General features: G+C 65.6%; 10 protein-coding genes. 6 read left to right on the top strand and 4 right to left on the bottom strand.

Annotation, left to right across the window (positions count from 1 at the left end):
* Nucleotides 1-36: 36 nt before the first annotated feature.
* From I6F31_RS21380 to tpiA, 3 genes are all read right to left on the bottom strand, one after another.
* Nucleotides 37-1668 (bottom strand): CTP synthase, encoded by a 1632-nt coding sequence (locus I6F31_RS21380; RefSeq protein ID WP_100230731.1) that lies wholly within the window; start codon nt 1666-1668, stop codon nt 37-39.
* 166 nt (nt 1669-1834) lie between these two features.
* A complete protein-coding gene (secG, locus tag I6F31_RS21375; RefSeq protein WP_225147124.1) occupies nt 1835-2218 on the bottom strand; it encodes a preprotein translocase subunit SecG in 384 nt (127 codons plus the stop codon).
* 139 nt (nt 2219-2357) lie between these two features.
* Entirely contained in the window at nt 2358-3113 is a 756-nt protein-coding gene (tpiA, locus tag I6F31_RS21370; RefSeq protein ID WP_225186064.1) for a triose-phosphate isomerase, read from the bottom strand.
* 224 nt (nt 3114-3337) lie between these two features.
* Between tpiA and I6F31_RS21365 the strand changes: the two genes are divergently transcribed.
* The 5 genes from I6F31_RS21365 to I6F31_RS21345 all read left to right on the top strand — a co-directional run bounded on the left by I6F31_RS21365 (nt 3338) and on the right by I6F31_RS21345 (nt 10536).
* Complete coding sequence (locus I6F31_RS21365; RefSeq protein WP_225186063.1) at nt 3338-5236, top strand: SurA N-terminal domain-containing protein; 1899 nt, start codon at nt 3338-3340, stop codon at nt 5234-5236.
* Nucleotides 5237-5250: 14 nt separating this feature from the next.
* Nucleotides 5251-6264, top strand: coding sequence for an anthranilate phosphoribosyltransferase (gene trpD / locus I6F31_RS21360; protein WP_225147127.1), 1014 nt, complete (start codon nt 5251-5253; stop codon nt 6262-6264).
* Between the two features lie 8 nt (nt 6265-6272).
* Complete coding sequence (gene trpC / locus I6F31_RS21355) at nt 6273-7094, top strand: indole-3-glycerol phosphate synthase TrpC (RefSeq protein WP_225147128.1); 822 nt, start codon at nt 6273-6275, stop codon at nt 7092-7094.
* Complete coding sequence (gene moaC, locus I6F31_RS21350; RefSeq protein WP_225147129.1) at nt 7094-7627, top strand: cyclic pyranopterin monophosphate synthase MoaC; 534 nt, start codon at nt 7094-7096, stop codon at nt 7625-7627. Before trpC ends, moaC begins: the two co-directional genes overlap by 1 nt.
* Nucleotides 7628-7803: 176 nt before the next feature.
* Nucleotides 7804-10536: an EAL domain-containing protein gene (locus tag I6F31_RS21345; RefSeq protein WP_225186062.1), complete on the top strand. Its 2733-nt coding sequence runs from the start codon at nt 7804-7806 to the stop codon at nt 10534-10536.
* An 81-nt stretch (nt 10537-10617) separates the two neighbouring features.
* Here I6F31_RS21345 and I6F31_RS21340 read toward each other — a convergent pair whose 3' ends face one another.
* Complete coding sequence (locus tag I6F31_RS21340) at nt 10618-11952, bottom strand: S41 family peptidase (protein ID WP_225125221.1); 1335 nt, start codon at nt 11950-11952, stop codon at nt 10618-10620.
* 304 nt (nt 11953-12256) lie between these two features.
* Between I6F31_RS21340 and I6F31_RS21335 the strand changes: the two genes are divergently transcribed.
* Nucleotides 12257-13390 (top strand): alpha-hydroxy acid oxidase, encoded by a 1134-nt coding sequence (locus tag I6F31_RS21335; RefSeq protein ID WP_074447974.1) that lies wholly within the window; start codon nt 12257-12259, stop codon nt 13388-13390.
* Nucleotides 13391-13406: the final 16 nt, after the last annotated feature.

Below are 13406 nucleotides of genomic sequence, written 5' to 3'. Positions count from 1 at the left end.
GTGCGAGCAAGACTTTGTCAGGGCAGACCCAGCCGGCTACACCAGCCGGCTCTGCTTCGCCGCTGCCTCGATGAACGAGGCGAACAGCGGATGCGGCTCGAAGGGGCGCGACTTCAGCTCGGGGTGGAACTGGACACCGATGAACCAGGGGTGATCCTCGTACTCGACGATTTCAGGCAGCACACCGTCGGGCGAGAGGCCTGAGAATTTAAGGCCGTGCTGCTCGAGGCGGTCCTTGTAGGCGGTATTGACCTCGTAGCGATGGCGGTGACGCTCGGAAATCTCGGTCGCGCCGCCATAGACCTGCGAGACCCGGCTGCCCCGGTTCAGCGTTGCCGGATAGGCGCCAAGCCGCATCGTGCCGCCGAGATCGCCGGCCTGCGAGCGCTTCTCGAGCTCGTTGCCGCGCAGCCACTCGGTCATCAGGCCGACCAGCGGCTCCTTGGTCGGGCCGAACTCGGTGGAATTGGCGTCCTCGATGCCGACGAGGTTTCGCGCGGCCTCGATCACCGCCATCTGCATGCCGAAGCAGATGCCGAAATACGGCACGTCGCGCTCGCGCGCGAACTGCGCTGCCTTGATCTTGCCCTCGGCGCCGCGCTGGCCGAAGCCGCCGGGCACCAGGATGCCGTTGACGTGCTCGAGGAACGGCGCCGGATCTTCCTTCTCGAAGATCTCGCTCTCGATCCAGTCGAGATTGACCTTCACCTTGTTGGCGATGCCGCCATGCGAGAGCGCCTCGATCAGCGATTTGTACGCATCCTTCATGCCGGTGTACTTGCCGACGATGGCGATGGTGACGTTGCCTTCGGGGTTGCGGATGCGCTCGTTGATCTCCTGCCAGCTGCGCAGCTCCGGCGGAATCCGAGAGGCGATCCCGAAAGCGGCGAGCACCTCGTCGTCGAGGCCCGCATTGTGGTAGGCCTCGGGCACCGCGTAGATGTTGTCGACGTCGCGCGCCTCGATCACGGCGCTTTCGCGCACGTTGCAGAACAGCCCGAGCTTGCGCCGCTCTTCCTTCGGGATCTCGCGATCGGTGCGGCAGAGCAGGATGTCCGGCTGGATGCCGATCGAGCGCAGCTCTTTCACCGAGTGCTGCGTCGGCTTGGTCTTCAATTCACCAGCGCTCGGAATGTAGGGCAGCAGCGTCAGATGGATGTAGACGGCATGATCGCGCGGCAGTTCGTTCTTGAGCTGGCGAATCGCCTCGAAGAACGGGAGGCCCTCGATGTCGCCGACGGTGCCGCCGATCTCGACCAGCACGAAGTCGTAATCGTCGTTGCCGTCGAGGACGAATTCCTTGATGGCGTTGGTGACGTGCGGAACGACCTGGATAGTCGCGCCGAGATAATCGCCGCGGCGCTCCTTGGAGATGATGTCCTGGTAGATGCGCCCCGTGGTGATGTTGTCGGCCTTGGTCGCGGGACGGCCGGTGAAGCGCTCGTAGTGACCGAGGTCGAGATCGGTCTCCGCGCCGTCATCGGTCACGAACACTTCGCCGTGCTGATACGGCGACATCGTTCCGGGATCGAGGTTGAGATAGGGGTCGAGCTTGCGGAGGCGGACCTTGTAGCCCCGGGCCTGCAGCAGGGCACCCAGTGCCGCCGAAGCCAGACCCTTGCCGAGCGAAGAAACCACGCCGCCGGTGATGAATATGTACCGCGCCATGGGACTTAACCTCTAATCCCCTAAATACGATTCGCCAAAGCGATTCGTATTCCGCCCCAAAGATTTTGCGGGCCTGTGGGTGAGCCGAAACGAAGAGTGATGACAGGGCCTTGATGGGGATTGTTGATGCAGGACGGTAGCCGCCGCCCTGCATGCCCCCCCTGCTTTATTGCGAGCGCGGCACCTGGGGACCGGTCGGAGCCGGCGCCTGTTGCTGCTCGTCCGCCTTCTTCAGAGAATCCAGGATGCCGCCCGAGGTCGGCGGCGCGATCGGCGACCCGCCGACCGGCTGGGTCTGCGAGGGCTGGCCGATGATCGACGACGGCTTGCGGTCGTAACCGGCATACCAGGACAGAAACAGGCTGGTGAGGAAGAAGCCGACGGCCAGGATCGCCGTGGTCCGCGTCAGCAGGTTCGCGGTGCCGCGGCTCGACATGAAGCCCGCACCTCCGCCCATGCCGAGACCGCCGCCTTCCGACTTCTGGAGCAGGACGGCCCCGATCATGACGGCGACGATCATGAGGTGGATGATGATGACAACGGTCTGCATGATATCCTTCCGTCACAAGCGGGCGGCGCCTGACGGCGGCCGAGCGCGCTTCGCGGGTTTTCCTGAAGTTGCGCGGTGTTACACGATCGTCGGGGGTATTGCCACCCCCGATCAGATCCGGACCAACGGTCCGAATGAGTTAGGGGCAGCCTTTGGCAATCGCAAGGAAGTCGGCCGCTTTCAGGCTGGCGCCGCCGACGAGTGCCCCGTTGACGTTAGTCACCGCCATCAGCTCGGCCGCATTCGAGGGCTTGACCGAGCCGCCGTAGAGAATGCGCATCTTGGCACCGTCAGCCTTGAACCGGGAGGTCAGGAGTTCCCGGATAAACCCATGAATCTGCTCGACATCCTTGGCTGTGGGGGTCAGCCCGGTGCCGATCGCCCAGACCGGCTCATAGGCCACGACCAGATTGGCCGCCGTCGAGCCCTCTGGCAGCGAGCCGGCGAGCTGGCCGCGCAGGATGTCCAGGGTCTGGCCGGCGTCGCGCTGGCCCTGCGTTTCGCCAATGCAGACGATCGCAATGACCCCGGCGCGCCAGGCCGCCTCGGCCTTCTGCCGGATCAGCGCATCGTCCTCGCCGTGGTCGGCGCGGCGCTCGGAATGGCCGACTATGATGGCCGTCGCGCCTGCATCGGAGAGCATTTCGGCGGCGATATCGCCAGTATGAGCGCCGGAGGCCTTGGGATGGCAGTCCTGGGCCCCGATCGCGACCTTCTTGCCGCGCGCCTTCTCGGCGAACGCCGCAACCAGGGTCGCCGGCGGGCAGACCAGCAGGTCCGCGTTGCCAGCCACGTCTGCCGCGCCGTTGAGCATGGCGTCGAATTCAGCAGCCTGGGCTTTCAGGCCGTTCATTTTCCAATTGCCCGCGATCAGCGGTCGGATGGCGTCGGTCATGTCAATGTCCAGCAGAATGAGGTTTGTTCTTGCGCTAGCAGAGGTGCCCCTGCAGTTCCAGAGACCAGAGGCCCTTTCGCCGCAGCTTCAAGCGGTTGCCCGAGGCGAGGTTGCGGGGGGAAAGCCGCCACTTTATGATGATCTATCAATTTGGTGACGCGCTTTTGCGGAATCTGCATTAAGACGCGCTCCGTTCCCCTTCCTGACCAAACAAGTTGGACCAAATGCTCCGAGGAATACGCAAGGCCTCATCGAACTGGCTCGGCAAGATCGTTATGGCCGTGGTGATGGGCGTGTTGATCATCAGTTTCGGCATTTGGGGCATTGCTGACATCTTCAAGGGCTTCGGCCAGTCCACGGTCGCCAAGATCGGCAGCACCGAGATCTCGCTCAACGAGTTCCGCCAGATCTACACCGACCGCCTGCAACAGATCAGCCGCCAGTTCGGCCGTCCGTTGACGCCCGACCAGGCGCGCGCGTTCGGCCTTGACCGCCAGGTGCTGCAGCAGACCATTGCCGAGGCCGCGCTCGACGAAGAGGCGCGCCGGCTCGGCCTTGGCCAATCCGACGAGCAGATCCGCCAGCTCATCATGAACGACCCCAACTTCAAGGGTATCGGCGGCAATTTCGACCCCAATCGCTTCCAAGCCTTGATCCGCAATTTCGGCTACACCGAGCAGCGCTATGTCGCCGAGCAGCGCAAGGTATCGCTGCGCCGGCAGATCACCGGCACGGTCGGCGCCGGCCTCGAGCCCCCGAAGGCCATGGTCGACGTCCTGACGCGCTACCAGAACGAACAACGCTCGATTGAATTCGTCCGGCTCGACGCCGCGCAGGCCGGTCCGATCGACCCGCCCTCGCCCGAGGCGCTCGCCGCCTATTTCGAGGATCACAAGGTCCAGTTCCGCGCGCCCGAATATCGCAAGATCTCCTTTGTCGTGGTCTCGCCGGAAGAAATCGGCAAATGGACCGAGGTCTCCGATGAGGACGCCAAGAAGATGTTCGAGCAGCGCAAGGACCGGCTCGGCACGCCTGAGAAGCGCCAGATCCAGCAGATCGTGTTTCCGAACGTTGCCGAAGCGCAGGCCGCTCGCGAGCGCCTCGTCGGCGGGACGTCCTTCGAGGACATCGGCAAGGAACGCGGGCTGAGCGCCTCCGACGTCGACCTGGGGCTTGTGACCAAGTCTTCGCTCGCGCCCGCCGTCGGCGATGCCGCGTTCGCGCTGCCTGCCGGCGAGATCAGCCAGCCGATCCAGAGCGGGCTCGGCGTCGCGATCGTCAGGGTCGACAAGATCGAGCCGGGCGCCGAGGCCGACTACGCCAAGCTTGCCGGCGACATCAAGCGCGAGATCGCGACTGAGCGTGCACGCGTCAAGGTCGCCGACCTCCGCGACAAGATGGAAGACGAGCGTGGCGGCGGCTCCAGCGTGATCGACGCGGCGCAGAAGCTCGGCCTCACCGCCGTGACCATCGAGGCCGTCGACCGCTCCGGTCGCGCCCCGAACGGCCAGCCGGTCGCCAGCATCCCGCAGGGCCTCGACGTGGTATCGCAGGCCTTCAACACCGATGTCGGCGTCGACAACGACGCGATCTCGTTCAAAGGCGGCTATGTCTGGTACGACGTGCTCGCCATCACCCCCTCGCGCGACCGCAATCTCGACGAGGTCCGCGATCAGGTCGAGGCGCGCTGGCGCCAGGACCAGATCGCCGCCAAGCTGAAGGCCAAGGCGACCGAGATGGTGCAAAAGCTCGATGCGGGCGGCAAGCTCGCCGACGAGGCCACCGCCGTCGGCGCCAAGGTCGAGACCGCGAGCGGCTTCAAGCGCGACGACTCGCCCGCCGGCGTGCCCGGCACCGTCGTGGCGGCGGCCTTCCGCACCGCCAAGGACGGCATCGGACAGACGGCCGTGAGCGGCGGCAGCGAGGTGATCGTGTTCCGCGTCACCGACATCGTCGATCCCGCGGTCGACTTTGCCTCCGACGCGGTCAAGAAGCTGAAGGAGAGCCTCGACCGCGCCCAAACCGAGGAGCAGGTCGCTTCCTACGTCAACAAGCTTGAAACCGACATCGGGACCACCATTAATCAGGCCGCCTTCGCGCAGGTGACCGGCGCGAACCAGTGAGTTGAAAGCACGCGATGGACGACCTGAAATCGATCATTGGAAAAGTGGCGACCGGCGCTAGCCTGTCGCGTGACGAAGCCGCTTCCGCCTTCGATGCCATGATGAGCGGCGAGGCCACGCCCTCGCAGATGGGCGGGCTCTTGATGGCGCTGCGGGTGCGCGGCGAGACCGTGGACGAGATCACCGGCGCGGTCGCGGCGATGCGCGCGAAGATGCTGACCGTGCAGGCGCCGCCGGAGGCAGTCGACATCGTCGGCACCGGCGGCGACGGCTCCGGCTCGGTCAACGTCTCGACTTGCGCGTCCTTCATCGTCGCGGGCGCCGGCGTGCCCGTGGCCAAGCACGGCAACCGCGCGCTGTCGTCGCGCTCGGGCGCCGCCGACGTGCTGGCCTCGCTCGGGGTGAAGATCGATCTCAAGCCGGAGCAGGTCGGCCGCTGCGTGCGCGAATGCGGCATCGGCTTCATGTTCGCCCCCGCCCACCATCCCGCCATGAAGAACGTCGGCCCGACCCGGGTCGAGCTCGCCACGCGCACGATCTTCAATCTGCTCGGTCCCCTGTCGAATCCGGCCGGCGTGAAACGGCAGATGGTCGGCGTGTTCTCCAGGCAATGGGTACAGCCGCTGGCGCAGGTGCTGAAGAATCTCGGCTCCGACTCCGCCTGGGTGGTGCACGGGTCCGATGGTCTCGACGAGATCACCCTCACCGGCCCGACCTTCGTCTCCGCGCTCCGCAACGGCGAGATCCGGAATTTCGAGGTGACGCCGGAGGAAGCCGGGCTCCCGCGTTGCGAGGCCGGTGCGCTCAAAGGCGGTGACGCCGATGCCAACGCGATCGCGTTGCAGAGCGTGCTCGACGGCAAGCCGAGCCCCTATCGCGACGTGGCGCTGCTCAACGCAGCCGCCGCGCTGGTCGTGGCCGGCCGCGCCAAGGACCTCAAGGAGGGCGTCGCGATCGGCGTCCGCTCGATCGACAGCGGCGCAGCCAACGCGAAGCTGAAGCACCTGGTCACGGTCTCCAAGAGCTGAACTCCCGCATGTCCGACATCCTGACCAAGATCGAGACCTACAAGCGCGAGGAGATCGCGGCGGCGAAGCGAGCGCGTCCGCTCTCCACCGTCGAGGCGCAGGCCAAGGCCGCCTCCGCGCCGCGCGGCTTCCTGCGCGCGATCAAGGCAAAGCACGCCAAGGGCGGCTACGCGCTGATTGCCGAGATCAAGAAGGCCTCGCCCTCCAAGGGACTCATTCGCGCCGATTTCGACCCGCCGGCACTCGCAAAGGCCTATGAAGCCGGCGGCGCCGCCTGCCTGTCGGTGCTGACCGACACGCCCTCGTTCCAGGGCCATCTCGACTTCATGGTAGCCGCGCGCGAAGCAACCTCGCTCCCCGTGCTGCGCAAGGATTTCCTGTTCGATCCCTATCAGGTGGTCGAGGCCCGCGCACACGGCGCCGACTGCATCCTGATCATCATGGCGGCGCTCGATGACGCTGCCGCAAGAGACCTCGAAGACGCCGCCCTCGCCTACGGCATGGACGTCTTGATCGAGATCCATGACCGCGCCGAGCTCGACCGGGCGCTGAGACTTCGCTCGCCGATGATCGGGGTCAACAACCGTAATCTTCGGACCTTCGAAACCACGCTCGCGACCAGCGAGGCCTTGGCGCCGCTGATCCCTTCGGACCGGCTGATGGTCGGCGAGAGCGGCATCTTCACGCCCGCCGACCTCGCCCGGCTCGAGCGCGTCGGCATGTCGACGTTCCTGGTCGGCGAGAGCCTGATGCGGCAGGCCGACGTCACGGCGGCGACGCGCGCGCTGCTCGCGCGCGAGGCCAGCGCGCGCGCCACAGGCGCGCGCTGATGGCGCGCCAGCCAGCGAAGACCATTTCAGCCAAGACGAAGCCGGCCAAAGCCAAGGCCGGGCCGGCCCTTACCCATATCGGCGCCTCCGGCGAGGCGCGGATGGTCGACGTCTCGGACAAGCCAGCGACGGAGCGGCTGGCGGTCGCCGAGGGCCACGTCGTCATGACCAAGGCGACGCTCGATCTGATCGTGTCGGGCAACGCCAAGAAAGGCGACGTGCTCGGCACCGCGCGCATCGCCGGCATCATGGCCGCCAAGCGCACCTCGGAGCTGATCCCGCTCTGCCATCCGCTCGCCCTGTCGAAGGTCATTGTCGATATCGAGCCTGACGCCAAGCTGCCGGGCTGCGTGGTACGGGCCACCGTGAAGGTGACGGGACCGACCGGCGTCGAGATGGAGGCGCTCACGGCGGTGTCGGTCGCCTGCCTCACCATCTACGACATGATCAAGGGCGTCGAGCGCGGCGTGCGCATCGAGGGCATCCATCTGGTCGAGAAGCTCGGCGGCAAATCCGGCCATTACCGCGCCTGACGCGGGCTTGCGTTAGCGCCCCACTTTCGCGCCGCGCGCATGGATTGCTTTTGCGCGCGGGTATTCACGTCTCGTTAACCGCGCTTCCTAACTTTACTTCCACACCGCCACCGTAAACCAACGGATGTTCTCGGGGTCCTGAATTGATCCTGACGTGTGCGCGGCAACGATCCAGCATGAAGATGAAATTCGGCAGTCGTCTCTTTGACCAGGTCTTCGTGCGCAGCGGCCCGATCCGCTGGCTTGTGGTTGGCGGCACGCTGCTGATCGCGGCCATCGCCATAGGCTCGGTCCTGATGGCGCAGAACTTCCGGGAGCGGGCGCTGCGCAATTCCGGCCGCGAGCTGGAAAACACCGTGCTGCTGCTTGCTCATCATTTCGATCAGCAATTGCAGGACTTCGCCGTCATCCAGAAGGGTTTCGTCGACTACGTCCGCACCACCGGAATTACCTCCGGAGAGGAGTATCGCAAGCGCCTCTCGGGCGAGGACGTGCACCGGATGCTGCGGTCGAAGATCGAGGCGCTGCCCTATATGGGCGGCCTCAACATCATCGATGCCGAAGGCAATCTGATCAATTCGTCGACCGCATGGCCGACGCCCAAAGTGAATGTCGCCGATCGCGCCTACTTCCGCACCTTCAAGTACGATCCCAATGCGCCTGATGTCCTGATCGAGCCGCTGCACAGCCGCGTCTCCGGTGCGTGGACCATTCTGGTGGCCCGGAGGGTCGTCGGGCCACGCGGCGAGTTCCTCGGCGTGGTCGGACGCGGGATCGAACCCGCCAATTTCGAGAAATTCTTCGCCTCCGTGGTGCTCGGCGAAGGCGCGACGATCTCGATGCTGCATCGCGACGGCACACTGCTCGCCCGCTATCCGCAGTCCGGCGAATTGATGGGGCGAAACTTCAAGACCGGACCGTTCGAGCATCAAAGGGTGTTCGGGCTCGATCATTTCGCCGGCCGCTTCAACAGCCCCGTCGACGGCGAGGACCGGCTGATCTCCTCCCGTGCCCTGCCCCACTTCCCGATCCTGGTGATGGCCACCACGACGCGCGCAGCGGCCTTGGCTGACTGGCGCGAGCAGATCGGCATTCTGATCTCGATCGCAGCCTCTTCCGCGCTCGCGATCGCAGGCGTGCTGATTGCCGTCGTGCGCAAGCTGCTGGAGCAGCACCGCCTTTCGCGCGAACAGCTGACGCTGGAGAAGCAGCGGCTCGACCGCGCGGTCAACAACATGACGCAGGGCCTGTTGCTGTTCGATTCCGAGCAGCGGCTCGTGGTCTGCAACCAGCGCTACATCGAGATGTACGGCTTGTCGGCCGAGATCGTGAAGCCCGGCTGCAGCTTTCGCGACATCATCGCCCATCGCAAGACAACCGGCTCGTTCACCGGCGACGTCGATGCCTACGTCGCGCGTGTCCTGAAGGACATCCATCTCCGCAACTCCATGGTGGTCGATACCGCCGACGGCCGTTCGATCCACATCCTCAACGAACCGCTCGCGGATGGCGGCTGGGTGGCGACCCATGAGGACATCACGGAGCGCCGTCGCATCGAGGAGCGCATCACCCACCTCGCACATTACGACGCGCTGACGGACCTGCCCAACCGTGCCATGTTCCACGAGCATCTGCGGCAGGAGCTGGCCGCAGTCCGCGACGGCGAGCAGGTCGCGATCCATTACATCGACATCGACGAGTTCAAGGGCGTCAACGACGCGCTCGGCCATCTCGTCGGCGACGAGCTGTTGAAATCGATCGCGACGAACCTCCGCCGCTGTGCCGGCCCGACAGACTTCGTGGCGCGGCTCGGCGGCGACGAATTTGCCATCGTCCAGGGCGCGGTGACGTCGTTGAATCAGGTCAACGAGCTCGTCGCACGCGTCTTCGAAACCATCCGCACGCCGTTCGACTGCATGGGTCATCATCTCACCAGCGACGCCAGCATCGGCATTGCGCTGGCGCCGGAGCACGGCACGGCGCTCGACCAGATCCTGAAGAATGCGGACATGGCAATGTACGCGGCCAAGTCCGCCGGACGCCACACCTACCGCTTCTTCGAGCCGGACATGGACGCCAAGGTCCGCGAACGCCGCCAGCTCGAGGGCGACCTGCGCCACGCCATCGCACAAGGCGGTCGCAAGGGTGGGCTCGAGGTGTATTACCAGCCCTGCCTCGGCCTGAAGGACGACCGCATCACCGGCTGCGAGGCTTTGGTGCGCTGGCGCCATCCCGAGCGCGGCTGGGTCTCGCCGGCCGACTTCATCCCGATCGCCGAAGACACCGGCCTGATCAACGAGATCGGCGAATGGGTGCTGGCGACCGCGTGCCGGGACGCGGCAAGCTGGCCCGACGACATCCGCCTCGCCGTCAACGTCTCGCCGGTGCAGTTCAAGAGCGGCACGCTGGCACTGAAGATCATGGCGGCGCTCGCCGCGTCGAACCTGCCGGCGAGCCGGCTCGAGCTCGAGATCACCGAGGCAGTCCTGATCCGCGACGACGATGCCGCGCTTGCCATCCTGCACCAGTTCCGCGCCATCGGCGTGCGCATCGCGCTCGACGATTTCGGCACCGGCTACTCGTCACTGAGCTATCTGCACCGCTTCCCGTTCGACAAGATCAAGATCGACCGCTGCTTCGTCGAGGACATCGCCCGTCCCGACGGCTCCGCCAGCATCGTTCAGGCCGTCGTCAACCTGGCGGCCGCCCGCCGCATGACCACGACGGCCGAGGGCGTCGAGACCGAGGAGCAGCGGCGCCTGCTGCGCACGCTCGGCTGCTCCGAGATGCAGGGCTATCTGTTCAGCGCCGCCAAGCCCGCCGACAAGATGCTGGAGTTGTTCGCGCTGCACCGCAGCCGGCTCGCCCGGCGCGAAGGCAGCGAGAGCCGCCGCCGCGAGGTCGGTTAGGTCGAAACGGCGCTGGAAACGAAATCGCCCGGAAGCGGTCCTCCGCTCCCGGGCGAAACATGATCCGGAACGTCGTAAGATCTAGTTCGGCACTGCAGCCTTCGTCGCGCGCTTGGCAGCGACGGCATTTGCCGTAACGCCGTGGAGGAAGTCGTAGGCTGCGTGCAGAGCCTTATCGTCCTTCTCTTCCGGCGGAACGTAGGACTGCGATCCGGTCTGCTCGGTGCCGTCGGCCGACAGATGCCCGCGCATCTGGGATTCCGCCATGGTGTCCATCCGCCCCTTCAGCTCGGGCGGCACGTCCTGGAGGATCTCGATGTCGGGCGCGATGCCTTGGGCCTGAATCGAGCGGCCCGACGGCGTGTAGTAGCGCGCCGTGGTCAGCGCCAGCGCGCCATTGCCGGAGCCGAGCGGAATGATGGTCTGCACCGAGCCCTTACCAAACGATCGCGTGCCGATCAACGTCGCGCGCTTGTGGTCGTGCAGCGCACCGGCAACGATCTCCGAGGCCGAGGCCGAGCCGCCGTTGATCAGCACCACGATCGGCTTGCCTTTGGTGAGGTCGCCGCCATGGGCGGTGAAGCGCTGGGTTTCTTCCGGACTGCGGCCGCGGGTCGAAACGACCTCGCCGCGCTGCAAGAAGGCGCTCGACACCGACACGGCCTGGTCGAGCAGGCCGCCCGGATTGTTGCGCAGATCAACCACGTAGCCGGCGAGCTTCTCCGGCGGGACCTGCTTGGAGACCGAGGCGATCGCCTTCTTCAGGCCGTCGGCGGTCTGCTCGTTGAACGAGGTGATGCGGATATAGCCGATGTCGCCGTTCTCGACGCGGAAGCGCACCGGACGCACATGGATGATCTCGCGCGTGATCGCAACCTCGAGCGGCGCATCCGCACCCTTGCGGATGATGGTCAGCTTGGTCTTGGTGTCGACCGGTCCCTTCATCTTGTTGACCGCCTGCTCGAGCGTCATGCCCTGCACGGCCTCGCCGTCGATCTTGCCGATGAGGTCGCCGGACATGATGCCGGCCTTCGAAGCCGGCGTGTCGTCGATCGGCGAGACGACCTTGACGAGGCCATCCTCCATCGTGACCTCGATGCCGAGCCCGCCGAACTCGCCGGAGGTGGTCTCCTGCATCTCGGTCCAGGCCTTGGCGTTCATGTAGCGCGAATGCGGGTCGAGCGAGGTCACCATGCCGGTGATCGCCCCCTCGATCAGCTTGGCATTGTCCGGCTTCTCGACATAGCTGGCCTTGACCCGCTCGAACACCGCGCCGAACAGATTGAGCTGGGAATAAGCATCACCCGCACTCACTGCCGCCCGCGCTGCCCATACGCCGCCCTGCGGGCTGGCTACCAGAAGGGTCAGGCACGCTCCCGTGAGCGTGCCCAGGGGGAACAGCAGGGTTTTCCGCATGAAGGTGCCTTTTGTGCTTGGCGTTTCTCTTGAGGCTGGGAGACGCCATGCAAATGGCGATCCAGTCCATCTCTCACAATACCATTCTGGTTTCTTCAAGGCCGGGATGCCGCGCTGGCGGGTACACCGAAGAAATCCCTTCGCCTTGGCCTAAACTTTTGGCAACGTTCCGAAACTGTTTCGAAGCAACACGACACCGGTCCGGGCCGCCCACGCTTCGCAGCTATGCGATTTTAGGATGGTTTTGGAGGGCCGGACGCGATAGGCGATGGCGACAAGACTTCAAATTCTCGGGAGGACAACAATGAATGAAGCGCCCCGCATCCGGCCGGAACGGAACGTCGAGCTCGGCGCTAGCGACGAGCCGTTCCAGAACCTGCACGAGTTCATCCGGAAGGCGCGCGCCAACCTCAACCAGAATGCCTGGGACTACATCATCGGCGCCGCCGAGACCGAGACCACGATGCGGCGCAACCGCATGGCGCTCGACGAGATCGCCTTCCGCCCGCGCGTGCTGCGCGACGTGCGCAGGATCGATGGCAGCGTCGAGCAGTTCGGCCGCAAGCTGCGTCTGCCGGTGGTGCTGGCTCCCGTCGGCGCACTCGAGATCTTCGATCCGGATGGCGCGGCGAGCGTCGCGCGCGCTGCGGGCAGGTTCGGCGCGGCGCACATGCTGAGCTCGGTGTCCGAGCCCGGCCTCGAGACGACCGCCGAGGCTGCCCCCGATGCACTGCGTCTCTATCAACTCTATGTCCGCGGCGACGATGCCTTCGTCGCCGACGTGGTCGACCGGGCCGAGAAGAACGCCTATGCCGCCTTCTGCCTGACCGTCGACACCGCCCATTACAGCCGTCGTGAACGTGACATCGCCAAGCGCTACGTTCGCGAGAGCCGCCTGCGCGCCACCGGCGGCGATTTCCAGAAGGGCCTGGAGTGGCGGACCGTGAAGATGATCAAGGACACGTTCAAAATTCCGCTGATCCTCAAGGGTATCGCCACGGCCGAGGATGCGCAGATCGCGCTCGATCACGGCGTCGAGTGGATCTACGTCTCCAACCATGGCGGACGCCAGCTCGACCACGGCCGCGGCGCCATGCACGTGCTGCCGGAGATCGTCGACGCCGTGAAGGGCCGCGCCAGGATCATGGTCGACGGCGGCTTTTGCCGCGGCACCGACATCGTGAAGGCGATTGCGGCGGGCGCCGACCTCGTCGGCATCGGCCGGCTGCAATGCTGGGCGCTGGCGGCAGCCGGCGAAGCCGGCGTCGCGCGGATGCTGGAGTTGCTCGAAGACGAGGTGCTGCGCTGCCTCGGCCTCCTGGGCGCCACCTCATTCGCCGAGCTCGACAAATCCTGCCTGCATCCGGCGGCCGCCACCAACGCGCCCAGCGTGTTCAGCGCGTTCCCGCTGTTCGACCACGAGCCCTATCGTTACTGACGCGCCATACTGAAGT

The sequence above is a fragment of the Bradyrhizobium sp. NBAIM01 genome (assembly GCF_020194115.1).
Taxonomy (GTDB): Bacteria; Pseudomonadota; Alphaproteobacteria; order Rhizobiales; family Xanthobacteraceae; genus Bradyrhizobium; species Bradyrhizobium yuanmingense.
This window is presented reverse-complemented; position numbering and strand designations above follow the sequence as displayed.